Consider the following 20,056-nt stretch of genomic DNA (forward strand, 5'->3'; position numbering starts at 1 on the left):
TTTATTTACAATGGCGTTTGTGATTATTGGAGGGATACTGTGTCATTGCCAACCCCACCGGACGCTATGTTTCCGGAACTCTTTCTTGCCGTTCAACGTTCAGGCCTTTTTCCTGACTCTAAAACCTTTGTTGATTTAGTGCCTAGGGCCTCAGCTGATGAAATAAACCAAGCATTCATAGAGTGTAAGAGTGAAGTGGGGTTTGAGCTGGCTGACTTTATTCCACGTTTCTTTAAGCGAGAAACCCTTGAGTCATCGGCATCAGAGCGGGGGAGTATCAATCCTCATGAGCACATCGAACAGCTCTGGACTCTGCTCAAGCGCCCGTCTGATCAGCATGTCGAGGGCAGTAGTTGTATCCCACTGCCTAATCCCTACATCGTGCCGGGTGGGCGATTTAATGAGATCTACTACTGGGATAGCTACTTCACCCAGCTGGGTTTAGTAGAGTCAGGTGACGTGGAAACTGTTCGCCATATGGTGGAGAACTTTGCACATCTTATCGAGACACTCGGTTTTATACCCAACGGCAACCGAAGCTACTTTGCCACACGAAGTCAGCCACCGTTTTTTGCTTTGATGGTCGATCTGCTAGCGAATCAAACCGATGAATCGGTATTGGCTGAATTTCTACCCCATATGATGCGTGAGCATCTTCTCTTCTGGATGGATGGCGCTGCAAAACTCTCTGTTGGTGAATCCAATCGTCGTGTTGTTATGACCGAAAAAGGGCCATTGAACCGCTACTGGGATGACGCCGCCACACCGCGTCAGGAGAGCTTCAGAGAGGATGAGTCGCTTGCTAAGGCTTCTGATAGGGATGAAGAGACCCTGTATCGAGATCTAAGAGCGGGGGCTGAATCGGGTTGGGACTTCTCATCTCGATGGTTCAATGGTGAGGATCTCGGTTCCATCTCAACGTCAAACATTATTCCTGTGGATCTTAACTCGCTATTGGTCATGGTAGAGAGAGTCATTGCAAAAGCAGCGTCGATCAAAGGTTTACCAGAACTGTCCAGCCACTATGAGCAGTTGGCTAATCAGCGTACCGATGCGATTGAATACTACTTCTTTAATGACGACCTTGGTTGTTATGTCGATTTGGACCTAGATGGGTTTAAACTGAGAGACCATCAGTCACTGGCGATGAGTTTCCCGCTATTTGCAGGTATTGCATCACCACAGAGAGCCGCTTGCGTCGTTGCTAAGTTAAATGAAGAGTTTTTAAAACCGGGCGGTTGGGTAACGACCAATGTTGAGTCGGGAGAACAGTGGGACTCGCCGAATGGCTGGGCCCCTTTGCAGTGGATCTGTTTCCAAGGTTTAAAACATTACCAGTTTGATGAGTTGGCAGAAGAGGGCGCTAAACGCTGGCTGAGCACCCTAGAGCTAGTCTTTAGCCAAACGGGCAAAATGTTGGAGAAGTACAATGTAGTCACACCCGGTGAGATCGCCGGTGGCGGTGAATATGCCGTTCAAGATGGTTTCGGTTGGACGAATGGGACTTATTTGGCACTAAAGCGCGCAATGGAGACTTAATTTTGGCACAATCATTGCTTAGTGTTTTGGATAGATCATAAAAGGAATGGATTAAATGAAAACTGTAATTATGGCCGGTGGCTCCGGTTCACGTTTATGGCCACTGTCTCGCTCCCTCTATCCGAAACAGTTTCTAGCCTTGGCAGGCCAACAAACCATGCTGCAGACAACGGCTTCACGTGTGGACGGTATCAGCGATGGAAAGCCGTTGGTGATCTGTAATGAGGAGCACCGCTTCATCGTTGCAGAACAGATGCGTGCGATGGATGCCCAGGCCGATATTCTATTGGAGCCAGTCGGTCGCAATACGGCACCGGCCATTGCATTGGCTGCACTGCAGGCACTGACTACCGAAGATGACCCTTTGCTACTGGTGTTAGCGGCGGATCATGTCATTGAGAATGTCGAGGTTTTCCAGCAGCAAGTGAACAGAGCCAAACCCCTTGCTGAAGTGGGTGCTTTAGTGACTTTTGGTATTGTCGCCACGGGTCCTGAAACCGGCTATGGTTACATTCGTCGAGGCGCTGCTGAAGCAGAAGGCTATCAAGTGGCGGAGTTCGTTGAGAAGCCGGATCTTGAGCGTGCGCAAGCCTACGTCGATTCGGGTGATTACTACTGGAACAGCGGTATGTTCCTGTTCAAAGCGTCACGTTACATCGAAGAGTTGGGTAAACACCGCCCAGATATCCTAGATGCTTGTACTGCTTCATTAGAGACCCTAACCCCTGATCTAGATTTCGTGCGCATCAATGAAGAGGCGTTCAAGGCCTGCCCTGATGAGTCGATCGACTATGCGGTGATGGAGAAAGCCGACAATGTTGTAGTCGTGCCAATGGATGCTGGTTGGAATGACGTAGGTGCCTGGTCATCGCTTTGGGAAGTTACCCCTAAAGATGGCGACGGTAATGCCGTCAGTGGTGATGTCATGACCCACAACACCCAAGACTCCCTGATCAAATCGACCAGTAAATTGGTTGCGACTGTCGGTGTTAAAGACATTGTCGTGGTCGAAACCAAAGACGCCGTGCTAGTAGCAGGCAAAGATCAGGTTCAAGACGTTAAAAAGATCGTTGAGCGCTTAAAAGCTGGAGGTCGCAGTGAGTATGAGCTACACCGTGAAGTCTACCGTCCATGGGGTAAATACGACTCCATTGATAACGGCGAACGCTACCAAGTAAAGCGCATTACCGTGAAGCCGGGTAATAAACTCTCGGTTCAGATGCACCACCACCGTGCTGAGCACTGGATTGTTGTTTCGGGAACGGCACGTGTCGGGCGTGATGATGAAGAGATCATGCTAACCGAGAATGAGTCGGTCTATCTCCCGGTAGGCTGTGTTCACTGGTTAGAGAATCCGGGCAAGATTCCACTGGAGTTGATTGAAGTACAGTCAGGCTCTTACCTAGGTGAAGATGATATTGTCCGTTTTGAGGACCTCTACGGTCGTTCTTAACGCATTTGTAATTTGAGTGTGTGACTCTAGCTAGTTACTAGCAGAGAGACAGACTTAACGATTAGGATTTTTATATGACAAAGATAGCGGTTGCAGGCCTAGGTTATGTGGGCATGTCCAACGCCGTTCTTTTGGCTCAACATAATGAAGTGACAGCCATAGATCTTGATGAGAATAGGGTAGCACTGGTCAATGACCGTAAAGCGCCTATTGAAGATACTGAGCTTGAACACTATTTAGCCGAAAAAACGTTAAACCTGGTTGCGACGAGGGATCCTGAAACGGCGTATGCAGGTGCTGAATACGTCATTGTTGCGACACCGACCGATTACGATCCGGTGACTAACTTCTTCAATACTCGCTCGGTTGAAGCGGTGATTTCAGATGTTATTCGCATTAACCCTGAAGCGACGATCGTCATTAAATCAACCATTCCTGTCGGATACACTCGAAATCTGCGTGAAGAGTTCAATTCAGCGAATATTATCTTTTCACCAGAGTTCTTACGTGAAGGTAAGGCGCTTTACGACAACCTATACCCATCACGTATCGTGGTAGGTGAGCGCTCTGAGCGTGCAGAGAAGTTTGCTGCAATGCTCGTTGAGGGGGCTCTTAAAGAGGATATCGACACACTATTCACCGGTAGTACCGAAGCTGAGGCGATCAAACTCTTTGCCAATACCTACCTTGCAATGCGTGTGGCCTATTTCAATGAGTTGGACACCTATGCCCTGTCACACGGCTTGGATACGCGACAGATCATAGAAGGGGTAGGGTTAGACCCGCGTATCGGCACGCACTACAACAACCCAAGTTTTGGTTACGGTGGTTACTGTCTGCCAAAAGATACCAAACAGCTACTGGCTAACTACAACGACGTGCCCAGTAATTTGATTGGTGCGATTGTTCAGTCCAACACCACCCGTAAAGATTTTATTGCGGACTCTATTCTTAAGCGTAATCCTAAGATTGTCGGGCTCTACCGTCTTGTGATGAAGTCTGGATCAGATAACTTCCGCGCATCGGCCATTCAGGGGGTGATGAAGCGCCTGAAGGCAAAAGGCATTGTGGTCGTTGTTTACGAGCCAGTGCTTGAAGAGGATCTGTTCTTCAACTCCATCGTTTACAAAGACTTGGATGCATTCAAAGCGGATGCTGATGTGATCGTCTGTAACCGGATGGATGAGGAGTTAGAAGACGTTCTTGATAAAGTCTTTACTCGCGATATATTCAATAGCGACAGTTAGTTTTTAACTAATAAAAAAGGTGGCCAGCTAAATAGCTCGCCACCTTTTTTGTTGTTACTGGACCGGTTAAAGAGTGGTCCTATTTAGATATTCTTTAAGCTAACTTTGATGGCTCTTGCAAAGAGTCGAAAAGGACCAAGCTTCTCGTTCGCCAGCTCTAACCCCCAAAGTTGTCGTTCAAACTCATCGAGTGATTGATTTTTAAACACCGATTGAGGAGTAAACAGACCCTGTGAAATTGGAAGGTCTGTTATGGGACGCTCATCTTCGATGGACTCATACTCGCTTCCAAATAGCTTTAGATCCCCATCGATCACCCCTAAAAGTTCAGGCCAACGTTTTACCCAACCAATATTTGATGTGAAGTTGAGTTTGGTAAACCAGAGCGGGTGTAGACGAGATCCTCGGTTTGAGAGCTGATCTTCTCTATTTAAAACCCCCGATTTTTGAGTAATTAATGCCAGTGGCAATGCGACGGGTGCTGATAAGATCATAAGCATAGATGCCACTAATCGTTCGCTGGTATTCGTTTTAACCAGTGAACTGCTGGGTATGATCGGGCTAATTAATGCAGGATCTGCAATCTGTATAACACTCTGGTGTTTCAAGTCGACCAGTAAACTACCCATCGCAATTGAGTCGGTTAAACTGACGTCCTGTCCAACATAGGTACCTGGAAATACAATGGCTCGATTCAGTTGAGCACCTTTATCGACCATAGAGCCTGCCTCAACCGCGGTTTGCGATAAGGTTGCGTTCTGATCAATCATTACATCCCTGCCGATGTAGAGAGGTCCTTCAATTGGGTCTGAGCGACTTGAACTGAAGGTGGGTGTCGCTAGCCATTTGTCATCGTCTGCACGCAACCCCCTAGGAACTAGGCCATAATAATCGCCGTTTAGCAGAGCAAAATAGGCTTTTACGTATGCATCCAGTGACGCGAGTGAGTAGGAATCACTCTGTCTATCTTCACTTCGACTCCACTCTAGGGCGTTTAGTTGTTCAACCGAGTCAGAGTCCAGCGTTAATAGATTACTAATCACTCCCTGATCTGTTTTGGCGGGCAAAACATCGGCACGTGCAGCAATCATTTTACCTGTGGACGAAAAATGCATCCTACTCCAAAAAGTGAGAGGTGGCTCTTCACCGGTTGATAAATGGTAGTTAAGTTTTAGCCCCCAATGATCACCATTGGGTACCGCTTTTTTAATCAGATCAGCGAACTGATTGATCACAATATCTACCTCTTTAACACCCATATCACAGAGCTGCTCAAGCCAGAACTCTAGGGGGGTTTTACCAGCAATGGGTAGCAAACAGATAGGGTAGCGATCATTGAGAGGAGTTAGCTCTTTCCCTTTTCGATCAGCGAAAAGAATGGCACGTTCAATGGTCATTAGTAGGCTCCTTTACCGCTAACTACAGCAGGTATGGTTTTAGCGATCAGCTTTACATCATTCATTGCTGATTGCTGGTTAACATAGGCAGTGTCCAAAAGAACCTGCTTATCAAAGGGGAGGTCTGATCGACCTGAGATTTGCCACAGACCTGTTAAACCCGGCATAGCTTCCAAACGAGCACGGGCTAGCACCGGGTACTGAGCGACTTCAGCTTCTAGAGCGGGTCTTGGGCCTACCAGCGACATATCACCGATCAACACGTTATAGAGTTGTGGTAGCTCATCAATACTGAGTCGACGAATGATGCGACCTATTGGAGTAATGCGAGGGTCTTTTTTCATTTTGAAAATGACACCATCCGATGATTCATTCTGTTCCATTAGTGCCGCTTTGCGTGCATCGGCGTCTATATACATTGAACGGAACTTCCACATTCTGAACAGCTTGCCTCGGTGTCCTACCCGGACTTGAGAGTAAAAGAGAGGTCCTGGCGAAGTGACTTTTATTCCTAGAGCAACAGGAATCAACAGCGGTAATAGAAATAGCAGCCCCAAACCGGCGCCTAATAAGTCAATAGATCGTTTTAAAATGCTTTGCATTTTGCATCGCAATAGCCACAGAGATGACTTGGTTCGTATTGATAGGCGCTTAATGCGGGTTGACCATCCCCACTGTCTTAAAATCGTATTGATACGTGAGTTTCGTTTCTCGTCACTGTTAGGGATTTGATAAAGCGTTCCTACGAAGGTTTTAAAAAATCGCATTGGAGAGAAGAGGACGCTGTGTCTTAGGCGAGATAAGTTAAAGCCCTCACTCACCTCAAAAATAGCATCAAACAGTGGATGCCCCAAAGTGACCAACAGAGGTACTTCACACTTTGATTTTACTCGAGACATTAAACGCTCTTGAAGGGGAGTATCGAGAGCGAATAGTACCGAGCTTGGGTTTTTCTCTTTGATCTTATCTAAAAACCATTGTGTGCTTTTATCGTATTGTGTATCGCAAATAGTGATCTGGAGATTTAGGTTAGGGTAAAGTTTAGTAATCTCGAGCTCTGTTTTATGCGCGGCTTTTTTATTGTCTGTGAACAAAATCACCGGTTTTTCAAACGCTTCAAGTGATAGCAGTAGCTCTCGATAGAGTGATGAGCTGTTTGCTGACGGCATTTGTCCACGATTAATAAGGTTCATTGATACATTGATACCACGCCCGCGAGGGATGAGCAGATCCACTGATGAAAATGCCTGCTTGAGATCTGCCTGCTCATTCGCCATTGAAAGCCCTGCAGCGTCAATGAAAGAGACTGTTTGACTGCCACTGCTTTGGCGAAGTGAGAGTTCAATGTACTGACGAAAATCTGATTCATTGATTGGAGTGATTGATTCTAATATCTGCATATCATGCACCAACCTTTGCGTTTGAAATGTTTGATGCCTTCTTAATCAATTCGGCCTCTTCATCCGTTGTGAAGCTTAAATTTGATTGAATTAGAACGGCGATAGCCGATGGGTCAACTTTGGCGGTTCCATTGGAAACTGCCTTAGCGGCCTCAGAATCCCAGCAACAGTGACAAAGATCTTTGCTTGTTTCGTAGTGGTTTGATCGGTCGATACCGAGCACTCGTGTCACATACATGCCGTACAGAATGTACTCAGACACAGTCAAAGAGCGCGCAATCGCTCTCGTCCAGTGAGTACCGGATTCTCTGCTAATGTCCCTTAACATAGCCATCAACGTCTCTCGATCCCATGTGATCAACTGTCCAACGTAATCAGAACCCGCATATGCTGTGTCGCAGCCGAGCAATTCTCCAGCTTTCGCATGCCATTTAAGGTGAACACCGTAGTCCATATCCCCTGGAATAGAGTGCAGACGTGTGCGTCCTGACTGTTCAATTAAAGTGAGGTCAAGCGGGCGTATGAATTGTAGATCTGAGTCCACAAACATTAAGGTTTTAGCCTTAGTGGAGAAGCCTGCGCTTAGTTTTGTAATCTGTTGCATGACCCAACCGCGTGTTGGAAAACCCCAAGCCCCCAACCACCACTTGTTCGAAAATGGGATTTGAATAAATGAGTCTGGTACGACAGATTCAACACTGACTACTCTGCGTCGCTCGTTTGCGAGCGTTAAAAACTTTTTGAGATCACGTTTAGGAACAATCAAGACATGTTCGTAGATTGAATCAACGAATCTATCCACCGATTCACACAATCGTTTACAACGATCCAAGTCCGGACCATACGAACAGGTGATAAGCGCCAGTTGATCAGATTGAGAGTTTGAACTCATTATTCACTCCAGTATGCATTTACTGGTGATTAGCATTAATCGTGCCAACTTATATTCATTTATATGAATACATTGGCACGAAATATGCTGTAGAGGTTCAATCGATCAATGTTTGGGTTTACGACTGATGATTTCTCGACTTAAGCACTTTCTTAATAAGGATGCTTTTTTAAAAAATATACTGGTGCTGGCCAGTGGCACGGCGCTGTCTAATGCTTTAACGCTCCTATTTTCATTGGTCATTACACGTCTGTATGGTCCTGAACAGTATGGATATTTAGGTGTTTTCACCTCTTCGATTTATATGTTTGCACCTGCCATTGCTCTGACCTTACCTATGTCTATCGTGCTGGCGAAAAGCGATGCCGAGGCCTGGAAATTGGCTAAGCTATCACTGTTTATAAGTTTATCTCTCTCGACCACTCTACTCATAAGTTTGCTGATCTTTGAAAAAGAGGTCCTGACGTTAATAAATGCCGAGTCCCTTATTGGTTTGGGTTGGCTACTACCTGTGGCTATTTTTATTGCTGCGATATTCCAGGTTAATGAACAGTGGCAGATTAGAGTTAAGGGGTTCTCTAATCTGGCAAAATCACTCAACATTCGGGCGCTGTTTATTGGAATGAGTCAAACCTTGATGGGTTTGATTAAAGCCACCGGTGGATGGTTAGTGGTCTTTTATACCCTGGGTATGATGATTCAAAACCTCTATCTAGCGAAGCGATCTGGTCTATCCACTGAGTATGTCACTAAAGATTCCTATCGTGATTTGCTCAAACGCTATTCCGATTTTCCAATCTATCGCGCACCACAGGTGTTATTAAACTCAGTCTCGTTGGCTGCGCCTACGTTGATGTTTGCCTGGGCGTTCGGATCAGCGGCTGCAGGTTATTACACCATCGCCTTCGCGCTGTTGACTGTACCTGCAACCTTGTTGGGGAAAAGTGTAGGGGACGTCTTCTACAAAGAGGTTGTTGATAGGGTAGAGCAAAAACAGACTATCACCGCACTTCTTAATAGAACGACGAGAAATTTATTCTTATTGGGCATATTTCCTTTTGGTTTCATCGCTCTACTTGGGCCTAGCATTTTCACTCTGCTTTACGGCGAAGAGTGGAAAACGTCGGGAGAATTTGCACAATGGATTGCCCTGTGGTTATTGATGATGCTGGCCTCAAGACCTGCCATTGCATCAGTTCCCGTTCTAGGTCTGCAAGCTCATCTGCTTGCTCATGAGATCGTTTCACTCTCTGTTCGGGTGTTAGCCATCTACCTTGGCGTGTTAGAACAAAGCCCCCTTCAATCGATCATCTATTTAAGCATTGCTAACGGTTTTCTCTACGGGACTTTAATCCTGTTTGTCTACCAAAAATCCAAACGCTGTAGTTGATTTAACAGGAACCCAATGATGAAAATTCTGCTGTTTAATTCTGTCTTCTTTCCTACCAAACTGGGAGGTGCTGAACAGTCCGTTTATAACTTAGCGGATGGCCTAGTCTCCATGGGTTATGAGGTGGCAGTAGCCAGTATCGTGAAAGATCCCAGCTTGGTTGGTTCTCGGCGTTTAGAAAATGGCGTAACAGCCTTCTACTTCCCAGATAGAAACATCTACTGGCCTTTCGTAACGCTAGAAACACCCAACAAAGTTAAACGTGTTGCTCAGAAGCTTGCACAGCGTCTTCTGGATCTTAGTAATTTTCGTTATCGAAAAGATATTTTGTCCGTCATTGATCAATTTCATCCAGACATTGTACATACCAACAATCTTAAAGGAATCAGTGTATTGGTTTGGAAGATTGCTAAGCAACGAGGCTGCAAGGTCGTTCATACCTTGCGGGATTACTACATACAGTGTCATCGAGAGTCGAGAAGAAAAAATGAGATAAATTGCGAAGCAATTTGCAAAGAGTGTAAATGCTATTCGATGCCAAAAAAGTGGGGATCTGAGCGAGTCGATGGCATCGTAGGGATTAGCAATTTCATCTTAAATAGCCACACTGAAGACGGTTACTTTAAGAAGAGTCATCAGCGAGTTATCTATAACAGCATCTCCCCTAATGACAATTTTGAAGAACAGTCACAATGTCCTCGGTCAAGTGAGGCGAAAGTCTTTGGTTACATTGGTCGTATGGAGTACGACAAGGGTGTAATGCAGTTGGTTGATCGCGTGAAACAATTACCTGAAGGGGGTGATTACCGTTTCGTTTTTGCCGGAACCGGTGAGAAAAGGATTGAGTCACAACTGAATAGTGATCCTGCCATTGATTACAGAGGATTTACTAAACCTGCTGATTTTTTTGCAGAGATCGATGTGCTGATTGTTCCCTCCTTATGGTATGAGCCTATGGGGCGTGTTGTTATTGAGGCCTATGCCCATGGCATACCGGTAATGGTTCATGGGGCTGGTGGATTGCTCGAACTGGTCAGGCAGGGGGAGACAGGTCTTGTCATAGATATTAACAGCCAATCAGAGTTTGAATCAGCACTGCAAACCTTTGGTCAGTTGGATTACGAAACACTCTCTAGGCACTGTTTAGAACAAGCAAAAAATTACTCTAACCGAGAAATGCTCTCTAAATACAGTGAACTCTATCAGGCTATTTGATTTGCACTTTGTAAAACTGGCAAGGTTTTTGCTTATTGCTATCTGAGAATTAATGATTAGGTAGCAGTGTGCAGGATAAAACCCGAGAGAGTAGTGAAGTATTTGCTGATTTTACGATCAGTCGAATTCCTCATAAAACTCTCTCTAGTCTCAGTGTTGAACAACTCAACGACGTCAGGTCGGCACTGGTCGCTCAGTCCACCGAAACACGACACAGTCTAGATATCCGCATTCGACTCCCGCTTTTTTTTAGAGCCTACTATCTCGTTCTGTTTGCAGGTCGTGATCGAAGACGTAAAACACACAATTTAGAGTTGAACCGGATCGAGCGTTTGCCCATTGGTTTACGACGAACTGTCTACCTGCTGGTGTCTGGCAGTTTAATGATGACCGCTCTGATTGTATTGGCTGCAGCTCTCTATCTAATCAAAAGCTTTGCTGGTATCGATTTGATGCCCAATTCTCATCTTAGTGATTATCTGCCTTTTGATCTGTTTCAGGAGGCTAAGGACCTGTTAGGTGTCAAAGGAACGTCAAATGAAAAGTGATCTACTGAAGCTTTTGTTACCGATAACAACGCTGTTTTTAGCGGGTTGTTCTGGTTTTGAACGAACCATCGATGTACCAGAGAGAACACTGTTAACGTCGATTGACGAATACAACACTTCATTGAATAAACGCTCACTGCATATTTTTGATCCACTCAATATTGAGCCGCGGGTTAATCAACTTCAGCTTGAGAGAAGAGCTGACCAATTTACCCTGATTGCTGACTGGACAACCCTAAAGGGTAAAGAGTATCGAGGTGTGCCCAGTACAGATTATGCCGAAGAGGTCGTGCGTCGTTTTCTGGTAACGGCACCCAAGACAAAACTTGAAAGCCGTTTGCTAGCTGCCAATGACCTGGCGCAATTCTCCTCGGACTTCAACTTTAAGCCACTCTCTAAGATTGATCCTTATCAATTAGATAGTGAGCAATTTCAGTTCGTCGCTGAGGATTTGATCTCTCTGCTAAACGCTTTACATCAACAGTCTGCACAGGTGAGGGGTTTTCAAACGATAGTGATTCTGACGGATTGGAGTGTCGTTGATGAAAATTTAGTCAATGCCATTAATCGATTGCGTCAGGCATATCGCTACCCAGAAGGCCACCTTATTCAATCAAAAACGCCTAAATGGATGTCGCAAAAAGAGTTAAAAGGCAGTTGTATCTATTTGATTGGAATCAGTAACTCTTTATCAAGATCGCTTATAGATCAGATCGGAGACTGTGGTTTTTCAAGTGCTGCAGACAAAATAATGCCGCCTGAACACATGGCGCATTTTGTTGAGAGAGTGCTCTATAAAGGACCTAAAGATAGTGATGGCGATGGTGTGTTTGATTACAAAGATCAGTGTCCAAGCACCGCTTTAAATGCGCTGGTCAACTTTAACGGTTGCGAGAAGTTTGCTGATGAGTAAGAGGGTAATGAATATGTTTAACACGAGTAGCTCTGTTCTGAGCGCTCTCTGTCTGTTAATGGCATTCACGGTCAATAACGCGTCGGCCAATTCACTGCCCGAGCGTCAGCAGCGTCAAGCAGCGATTAATGCGGCTCCAACCGGTCAGGACTTACCCTTAGAGGAGGTCCCTTTGGGGGTTGTGAAAAGCTTAATCATCGATGAGTTACAAGAGCCTTCTGAGATAGAGAAAAAGATTGCAGAGACGCTGAAGCCGGTTGAGTTAACGGAGAAAAGCCGCGATTTGAAAACTCAGCCTTCGCTTGAGCAATTTGGCTATGACATGTTCACTACGCTTGCCACAACCTTTGCACCCGTTGCAGGTATTCCTGTTCCTGAAGATTACATCATTGGGCCAGGTGATACCTTTGTGCTGCAGATTTTCAGTGTGACCGATTTGGAGTATCGACTTGTCGTCACTCGTGAGGGTCAAATCCTGGTTCCAGAAATTGGCGCCATTCAAGTTGCGGGTCTCAACTTTTCAGACGCTAAACTGTTAATCAAAGAGTCCATAGATCGCGTCCGAGTCGGTGTAAAAACCATCGTCACACTGGCTGAACTTCACTCTATTCAGATACTAATGGTTGGTGAAGTCAATCAACCAGGCACCTACACGGTGAGTGGTATGAGTTCTCTACTGAATACGTTGATTCAGGCTGGGGGTATTAAACGAACCGGCTCACTGCGCTCCATTCAGGTGAAGCGTCAGGGGCGGGTTGTTGCAGATTTTGACCTCTATGATCTGCTTCTACGGGGTGATGACAGCGGAAATGCTTATCTGCGCCAAGGCGACATCATCTTTATCAAACCTATCGGAATGACGGCAGGTATTGCGGGAGAAGTGCATCGACCAGCAATTTACGAAATCGAGGAAGAACAGAGCGTTACCGATTTGCTCAAACTAGCTGGTGGACTGTTACCGACGGCTGCCAAAAGCACCGTTATGATAGAACGTATAGGTTCAAGCGAGTCCTATGAGTTGATCTCTGCTGATATGACAAAGCAGGGTGGGGATATTCGTCTGATCAATGGCGATCTGGTTAAGGTGCTACCTGTGATAGATCGTGTTGAAAATGTTGTGTTGCTTGATGGTCATCTGCTTAAACCCGGTGCAATGCAGTGGCGAAGCGGTATTAAAGTCACTGATCTGATTAAGGATGTTGCCACCCTTAAACAGGGCGCTGACTTATCAACCGCACTGGTAGAGAGAGAAAATCCTGTCAGCAAGAGAACAGAAGTACTCTATTTTAATTTAGGTAACGCACTCTCTAACCCATTTTCAGAAGATAATCTGACTCTGCAGGCGCGAGATCGAATTGTCGTATTCAATACGCACGATCAGCGTGCAGATCAACTCAATAATCTGGTTGAGAGAATGGAGCGCGAGGCGTCTGCATCAGAGCTTTCACCTCTGGTTCGGATTAAAGGATTCGTTCGTCATGGCGGAACCTATCCAATCGCCAATGAGATGCGCCTAACCGATTTGATTGAGTATGCCGGTGGCTTCCAGGTAGGTAGTGACCGTTCCTATGTGATTTTGTCGCGCACCGATGCTGACAGCTTAAAGGTGGATGTGACGGCATTGGATTTAACAGACAATCGATACAATCCTAAATTGAAAGCAGGGGATGAAGTCTTCCTGTTTGGCCGTGACAGTAACCGATCTGAGATTTTAAAAGGTCTACTTGAGAAACTTCGCCAACAAGCTTCGATCAATACGCCTACACAAGTGGTTAAAGTGAGCGGATCCGTTCGTGCGCCTGGCCTCTACCCCTTAGTGGCTGGAATGCGTATTGAGGATCTTGTGGTTGCTGCAGGTGGCTTAAAAGAGCAAGCATTTAACTCAGAGGCGACGCTAGCCCGTCGCTCAATTATCAAGGGCGATTATTCACGCATAGATCAATACGATGTCTCATTAACTCAGAGAGAAGGTATATCCGAAGATTTAACAACCGTCTTGTTACCCTCTGATCATCTGGTCATCAGACAAAAACCTGAATGGATCAGTAACCGTAAAGAGGTGACCATTGAAGGTGAAGTTCTATTCCCGGGCACATACACCGTTGATAAGCGTGAAACACTCTGTGGTTTGCTGCAGAGAGCGGGTGGCTTTACAGAGGACGCTTATCTGTTTGGTACGGTATTCACCCGTGAATCTGTTCGCATTCGTGAACAACAGGCACTGGATCGCATGATGGGCGAGCTTGATGATCTGTTAGCGGATGTACACCTTTCACCAGGTTACCAAAAACAGGATAAACAGCCCGAAAACAACGGCGCAGAGGAAACTTTGAAAATCATCAAGCAACTGGCTCCTAAGCGTGCAGTAGGACGTATGGTGGTTGATATGGAGGCCGCTGTTAAAAACTGCTCAGAGCTGTCTGATGTGGTTCTAGAGTCTGGAGATCGCATTAGGGTTCCAAAATACCAAGATGAGGTCTCTGTCGTCGGTCAGGTCTATTTTCCAACGTCACATAAATATCGAAAAGATAGAGCCTCATTGGACTACATCAATCTAAGCGGTGGTATGAAAGAGTTAGCGCAGCATGAGCATGCTTTTGTGGTACAAGCTAATGGAGAGGTGATGAGTGTTCGTTCTAAAGCATCGAGTTGGGGCTGGTTAGGTAGCGCTTCAAACGTCAAAGTGACACCAGGGTCTACTATCTATGTTCCTTTGAGTGTCGATCGAATCAATGGTCGAGAGTTCACACAATCTTGGGTGGATCTGTTCTATAAATTGACCTTATCAGCCTCAAGCGTCAGTTATCTTTTTAAGGGTAATTAATTATGAAGAACACAAATGAACCACCTATTCATATCGATCAACAGGTGGATCTTTTAGAGTATTTAGACGCTGTACTCCGATCGAAATATCGTCTGTTGATCGCGGCCATTTTTGCAGCAGCTGCGGTCTTTGGTTTATCAAAGTTTGTGGATGATAAGTTTACCGCATCAGGAATCGCGGCTGTGAATATCAATGAAAATCCAGGTGGTGTAGCCCCAGAAAGCTATCGAGGTAGCGATGCTTTAGGATTATTAGAGCACGACTTCATTATTGATGTTGCACCTAGTAATGAACTTGATCGCTTGTTAGCTAAGTTAAATAGCTTTGAGTTTACAAAGTATTTTATTGATAAGCGCGGACTGCTGCCGATGTTGTTTCCCAACGAATGGAATGCAGAGTCTGCCTCATTTCGTGAGGGGTTTGTTCCAGATTATCGAGTTGCCACTAAGATTTTTAGGGAAGAGCACGTTGGCCACTCTCATGATGAAAAAAGTGGTCTCTTGACCGTTTATGCGACCACTCACTCATCCGATTATTCTGCAGAGATTGTTAATCACTACCTTGCTGATTTTAATGCGTTTATTAAACAGCGCTCTGTAGAGACAATGAATTCTCGTCGTGACTATTTAGAACGCCGTCTGACTGAGGTAAATAATATCGAAGTGCAACGTTCTATTTATCGTTTATTAGAAGCACAGTTGGGCGTCGAATCGATGATCCATGCTCGAGAGAATTATCCTTTTGAGATGATACAGCCTGCTAATCCACCGCTTTACAAGTCATACCCGAGCCGAAAAAAGTGGACCGTATTAGCTTTCGTAGGGGTGCTATTTTTAGGCCTCTTCTTTGTAATTGGGCTCGTCATTCTAAGAAAAATGAACGCTGCACTTTTGGAATACAAAGCCAGAGTTGGAAAGGTACAATCAAATCCCAATTCTGTTGATGAGTTTTCATCTCAGACTTTCGAGGAGTGGATTGATCAATAGTGACTCACTATGCATTCGCCAGTTTCTATAGTGTTTATCTGTGATTCTGATACTCGAGTCTATAGATGACACTCAGGGCAATGATTATTGATGCATGGGCTAGACCATGGATATAAACATAGTGCACGGACAGTAAAGAGTTGAAAATATCGGTAATTAGTTTCGCAATGGATGCAACAAAAAATATATTGGCTTTACCCGTATGATGAATAATTAACCAGTTGGTAGTCACTGCTTTCTTGAGTGTATAGATCATCAGTGCCAGATAGAGCAAAGCACCCGTTATGCCAAATTTAAATGCCACGCCTATTAAGCCGAGATCTGAGCTGTAGAACTTATACCAAAAGATCTCTTGCTCTGTGATTGTCGCTGCACTTTGTTGACCATATCCAAAAAATGGATGGTCCATCACAGTGTTAAGAGCAATCATGTAGGAGCGATAGCGAACACCATCATCGGCCCCTTCCATAACGGCAAAATATTGTTGAATAGCCAGTGTATAAAGCGGAATGATTAGAGCCATACCCAGGAAAAGCAATCCCATGCGTGGCTTTCTTGCAAACCATAGGTGATAGAGAAGAACACCCAGAATCATCATTGCCGTTGGTGCTCTTGCTTGAATAATGGACCATATCCAAACGGAAACACAAAATGTGATGCCCCAACCCAATTTTGCTCTTAAGCTTTCGGAGGTCACCATTAGATAGGCTGAAATTATGGTCGTTAGAAATAGAGCTACCTGAGGCGCTTTTAATCGATATCCTCGATGCTCGTCATGCGTTGTCATCCCTTTTATCGTTGGGTCAGAGGAGTTGTATGCAGCTTCAAGATCGATACGGAAATAGTGAAATACATAACTAAAAACAATGGCAGCAAACACCAACAGAACGACTCTATTAATGTCTTCAACTTTGTAACCAATTCGGTACAAAAAGTAGAGCGTAGGGGCGATAAACACAATCAGAAATTCACGTGATGCCATCATGCTAGGTAGCATTGATACACCAGCATTCACAGAGAATTGATAGGCCGGCAGCACAAAGGTGTAGGCCACAAATAGCAGGGTGGTGAACACCCAAAAACTCCATCGAAGGTTTTGCTCTTTAACGTTCAGTGCTGCAACCAGTGCAGAGTAGCCAAATAGAATAAAGGTTAGGAGAAAACCGACCTCCTGCAATCTATTGGCCATAAAGTAATAGGCACCCTTAAACGCTGTATAGAAGATGACAGCCAGTGCAAAGGTGATAAGGGCTCGAGTCGAGATGAACACGGGGTCGATTAAGCCGATAGCAGGTTAATTTCGTTGACCATGAAACCTAGAACCTTATCCCAGGTGTACTTTTCACGTACCCGCTCACGACTCTTTTGTTCCAGTGTCTCCCATAGCCTTTGATCATGCAGCAAGCGATCAATTGAGTTCGCCATATCTGCAGCGGAATCGTCTATGCATAGGTGGGTTAAGTGGTCCGCATCAATACCTTCGGCACCCACCGATGTGGTTGATATGGGAAGTCCTCTGCACATTGAGTTGAGCACTTTGACTTTAATGCCTGAACCAAATGTGAGTGGTGCAACAAACACACGGGAGCGTTTGAACAGTGGCTCTAGGTCATCGACAAAGCCTAGCAAGTGAATGTCTTGGATCTGTGCAACTCTGTCGACAAGACGTTTTGCAGGGTTACCACCGGCGATGTCTAGAATCAGGTTGGGATTGTTGGCCTTTATCTCTGGCCACACATGATCAATAAACCAGAGTAAGCCATCAACATTGGCTTCCCAACTGAGTGTGCCTACATAGAGAAGTCGCTTCTCTGTCTCTTCAAATCTGATGCTAGGGAGAGCAAGTTGTGTGTCATCCCCAAGGTGGTAGGTCTCTCTTGCTATATTGGTATCAGCTCCAATTTTGGAGAGATTGTCTATATCGTTGGGTGAAGCAAAAAATAGATCAGAGCGACGACAGATATCAGATTCAAACTTTGCAACGCGTTTGGCTTCGCAATTTGCGATGGTACGCATAACCCAATTATTACCCTCTTTGCCATAACGATCCCACATTAGGTAGGTGGCGTTATGAGCATGAAATATTACTTTGCCTCTGAAATGGTTGGGTATGTATTGAGCTGCTTCGTAGTGATCAATCAATATGATTTCGTAATCGTTCGCGATCTCTGCAATACGCTCTTTCAGTTTTTTTGAGCCTGACCTTAAGACATTAAGAGGGATCGCTTTCAGATAGCTCTTAACCAGGTTTTTGGGCGAACGGGGTTCTTCAACCTTTTCGTAGAGTAACTCCTCTAGATCTACAGACTGCGAAAATTCAGTTAGATGTTCTTCCCCATATTTAAGTGGGCAGGCCAGGGCAACAGAGTAGTGGTTGGTTAGGTACTTCAGCATATTCCAACTCTTGACCCGACCACCGCTATTAGCGGGGTAGGGAAGCTCTATGCTGATCATTAACAGTGTCTGTTTACTCATAATATTTCTCAAGTTGGCCTGTAAATTGCTTATCACTTGGCAAGTAATGGGTTTGCACCCAGCTAGTTAAAGCAATTTGTGTGCCACATAGAGAGGAATTAGATGAGAGCTCTGTCGAAAATTTTATTCATTCTAGGATATCTATCTGTCATCGGACCACCTCGAGCGTCTAATCTACAGACTATGGAAAAAGCGGAGGCTGGTGAGTTGAAGAATCAGCCATTGGTCGTTGTGCTGATTGTTGAATACTTAATGAGATCGGTGATGCTGTTGCTTATCTTTTTTGGCATCGAATTCGTTGTAGGGAAGGCAATTTATGAAACCTACTATCTGGATTACCTTGGCCTACTGATGCTCAGTGTTGGCGCGTTCCACACATTCAGTTATTACCTCTGCTTTGCCCTGATAAACCCCTCTAAGAAGATAGTTCGGTTCAGACTCTATCGACTGCTTAGAAATCTAGCCTACTCTTGGTTGCCCGGAGTTGGGATTGCCGCAGTGATCTTATTGGTAGAGTTTTTACAGGAGAAAGACCCTTTTACTCATCTTGAGATGGTCGTGAATGTTTATCTTGTCTCAACTGCACTGGTGTTGCTGATCTCTATGATTGAGTGGGCGCTAGTGAAACGTCATCCACTGGGCTTGGATGTTGAATAATTGTGAATTGATCAGATACACAAGCGTACTCAAACTGTTGCAGATGAACTGAGTCAAGGTTTATAAGCGTCAAGCTGTGACCGCTTATATTGATCTGCTTTTGCACCAGTTGTAGCAGGGCGATGAATGAACCATCCAGCCGGGATAGGCCTTTTAGGTCGATGACCTTGATTCTCTCCTCTTCAATTAACTCAATTAATGCACTTCTAAGATCTGATAGGTTTCTGTGCACTGCATCACCCGATATCTGTAGGGTGTTTGAGTCGTTTAGAAAACTAAACTCCAAGGGTATTTGAGGTAATTGAGACTGCTTCTGCATTAGGTTTTTATAGGGGCGTATTTTGGTGAAGTATTGCCAAATAAAGGCACGACCATCATGCCAATACCGCTTAAATAGACTCGTCTCCTCCCATATACGCCATAACCACTCTAAACCGCTGCGTTGAATCCAAAGAGGGGCTCTGTTAACCGTTCCTGCGACAAAATTGATGACCGCACCGAGGTGTGAAATGACCGGTACTTCCAGTTCGTGACGGTTTAGTTCGATCCATTGCTGGCCTCGTTTTGCCCCTAACGCAACAATTAATAGATCCGCATCTGTCTGATTGATCTGTTTTATGACCTCTGGGTCGCTCATCTCATCCATGGATCCAAAGCCGGGGCTGTAAAAACCAACGACTTCCATGCTGCTGTTATCTACCGCGATCTTTTTAAACGCTTCAGCTGCGGTTCCATCAGGGCCGCCGAAAAAGACCACTCGGATAGGGCGATCTGGGTTTTTATACTCTTGCCTAACCCTTTCAAACACTGAAGAGCCAGCGACGCGTTCCGGCAAAGGAATCCCTAGAGTTTTTGCAATCCAGATAAGCGGCATACCATCCGCGACCACCCAATCTGAGTTGATCACTGAATCCCTAAATTGCGAATCATTTTGTGCAGTGATTGCAAAATTTAGGTTCGGTGTAGTGAAGAAACAGCGCTCCTCTTTTAGCATCGCATCAATCAGATGATCTGTCGTCTCTTGCTCTGTTGTGCAGTCAAACGGCAGCCCCATGACTGTCCATACATTGCGCTTTAGATCACGTGCAATCGCTTCTTCTCGTGTCATGATTTGGCTCTA

Annotated in this window: 16 protein-coding genes and 1 pseudogene; 10 read left to right on the forward strand and 7 right to left on the reverse strand. The window is 45.2% G+C overall.

Annotated elements, in window-relative coordinates; translation table 11 throughout:
• Positions 1-39: 39 nt before the first annotated feature.
• From XMD564_RS08875 to XMD564_RS08885, 3 genes are all read left to right on the forward strand, one after another.
• Positions 40-1,539, forward strand: a complete 1,500-nt coding sequence (locus XMD564_RS08875; RefSeq protein ID WP_217364293.1) for a trehalase family glycosidase — start codon at positions 40-42, stop codon at positions 1,537-1,539.
• A gap of 55 nt (positions 1,540-1,594) precedes the next feature.
• Positions 1,595-2,992: a mannose-1-phosphate guanylyltransferase/mannose-6-phosphate isomerase gene (locus XMD564_RS08880; RefSeq protein WP_173508179.1), complete on the forward strand. Its 1,398-nt coding sequence runs from the start codon at positions 1,595-1,597 to the stop codon at positions 2,990-2,992.
• Positions 2,993-3,066: 74 nt separating this feature from the next.
• Positions 3,067-4,239 carry a nucleotide sugar dehydrogenase gene (locus tag XMD564_RS08885; protein WP_173508180.1) on the forward strand — a complete coding sequence of 391 codons (1,173 nt, stop codon included), beginning with the start codon at positions 3,067-3,069 and terminating at the stop codon, positions 4,237-4,239.
• A gap of 83 nt (positions 4,240-4,322) precedes the next feature.
• On the opposite strand, the gene XMD564_RS08890 is transcribed toward XMD564_RS08885, so the two are convergent.
• From XMD564_RS08890 to XMD564_RS08900, 3 genes are read right to left on the reverse strand one after another with little or no spacing between them, the layout of a single operon-like run.
• A complete protein-coding gene (locus XMD564_RS08890; RefSeq protein ID WP_173508181.1) occupies positions 4,323-5,636 on the reverse strand; it encodes a hypothetical protein in 1,314 nt (437 codons plus the stop codon).
• The gene (locus XMD564_RS08895; protein ID WP_173508182.1) at positions 5,636-7,036 is read right to left on the reverse strand and encodes a sugar transferase; all 1,401 of its coding nucleotides are present in this window, start codon (positions 7,034-7,036) and stop codon (positions 5,636-5,638) included. Before XMD564_RS08895 ends, XMD564_RS08890 begins: the two co-directional genes overlap by 1 nt.
• 1 nt (position 7,037) lies before the next feature.
• Entirely contained in the window at positions 7,038-7,928 is an 891-nt protein-coding gene (locus XMD564_RS08900; protein ID WP_173508183.1) for a DUF6492 family protein, read from the reverse strand.
• A 127-nt stretch (positions 7,929-8,055) separates the two neighbouring features.
• Here XMD564_RS08900 and XMD564_RS08905 point away from each other — a divergent pair, with 127 nt between their 5' ends.
• From XMD564_RS08905 to XMD564_RS08925, 5 genes and pseudogenes are all read left to right on the forward strand, one after another.
• Positions 8,056-9,318, forward strand: a complete 1,263-nt coding sequence (locus XMD564_RS08905) for a lipopolysaccharide biosynthesis protein (protein ID WP_173508184.1) — start codon at positions 8,056-8,058, stop codon at positions 9,316-9,318.
• Between the two features lie 15 nt (positions 9,319-9,333).
• The gene (locus XMD564_RS08910) at positions 9,334-10,533 is read left to right on the forward strand and encodes a glycosyltransferase family 4 protein (protein ID WP_173508185.1); all 1,200 of its coding nucleotides are present in this window, start codon (positions 9,334-9,336) and stop codon (positions 10,531-10,533) included.
• A 68-nt stretch (positions 10,534-10,601) separates the two neighbouring features.
• A complete protein-coding gene (locus XMD564_RS08915; protein ID WP_173482521.1) occupies positions 10,602-11,081 on the forward strand; it encodes a hypothetical protein in 480 nt (159 codons plus the stop codon).
• Complete coding sequence (locus XMD564_RS08920) at positions 11,071-11,994, forward strand: hypothetical protein (RefSeq protein ID WP_173508186.1); 924 nt, start codon at positions 11,071-11,073, stop codon at positions 11,992-11,994. The genes XMD564_RS08915 and XMD564_RS08920 overlap by 11 nt, the downstream gene beginning before the upstream one ends.
• 322 nt (positions 11,995-12,316) lie before the next feature.
• Positions 12,317-14,149: pseudogene (locus tag XMD564_RS08925) on the forward strand (SLBB domain-containing protein); the annotation flags it as partial.
• 389 nt (positions 14,150-14,538) lie between these two features.
• Here XMD564_RS08925 and XMD564_RS11585 read toward each other — a convergent pair.
• Positions 14,539-14,676, reverse strand: coding sequence for a hypothetical protein (locus XMD564_RS11585; protein WP_371731440.1), 138 nt, complete (start codon positions 14,674-14,676; stop codon positions 14,539-14,541).
• A gap of 144 nt (positions 14,677-14,820) precedes the next feature.
• Here XMD564_RS11585 and XMD564_RS08930 point away from each other — a divergent pair, with 144 nt between their 5' ends.
• A complete protein-coding gene (locus XMD564_RS08930) occupies positions 14,821-15,804 on the forward strand; it encodes a hypothetical protein (RefSeq protein ID WP_173508188.1) in 984 nt (327 codons plus the stop codon).
• A gap of 34 nt (positions 15,805-15,838) precedes the next feature.
• Here XMD564_RS08930 and XMD564_RS08935 read toward each other — a convergent pair whose 3' ends face one another.
• Together XMD564_RS08935 and XMD564_RS08940 are read right to left on the reverse strand one after the other, a co-directional pair.
• Complete coding sequence (locus XMD564_RS08935; protein ID WP_173508189.1) at positions 15,839-17,074, reverse strand: hypothetical protein; 1,236 nt, start codon at positions 17,072-17,074, stop codon at positions 15,839-15,841.
• An 8-nt stretch (positions 17,075-17,082) separates the two neighbouring features.
• Positions 17,083-18,279: a glycosyltransferase gene (locus XMD564_RS08940; RefSeq protein WP_173508190.1), complete on the reverse strand. Its 1,197-nt coding sequence runs from the start codon at positions 18,277-18,279 to the stop codon at positions 17,083-17,085.
• A gap of 183 nt (positions 18,280-18,462) precedes the next feature.
• On the opposite strand from XMD564_RS08940, the gene XMD564_RS08945 reads away from it, so the two are divergent.
• The gene (locus XMD564_RS08945; RefSeq protein WP_173508191.1) at positions 18,463-18,936 is read left to right on the forward strand and encodes a hypothetical protein; all 474 of its coding nucleotides are present in this window, start codon (positions 18,463-18,465) and stop codon (positions 18,934-18,936) included.
• Here the strand turns inward: XMD564_RS08945 and XMD564_RS08950 are convergent.
• Positions 18,881-20,044: a WecB/TagA/CpsF family glycosyltransferase gene (locus tag XMD564_RS08950; protein ID WP_173508192.1), complete on the reverse strand. Its 1,164-nt coding sequence runs from the start codon at positions 20,042-20,044 to the stop codon at positions 18,881-18,883. The genes XMD564_RS08945 and XMD564_RS08950 overlap by 56 nt on opposite strands.
• Between the last annotated feature and the right edge of the window lie 12 nt (positions 20,045-20,056).

The sequence above is a fragment of the Marinobacterium sp. xm-d-564 genome (assembly GCF_013283345.1).
In the GTDB taxonomy this organism is placed as follows: domain Bacteria; phylum Pseudomonadota; class Gammaproteobacteria; order Pseudomonadales; family Balneatricaceae; genus Marinobacterium_E.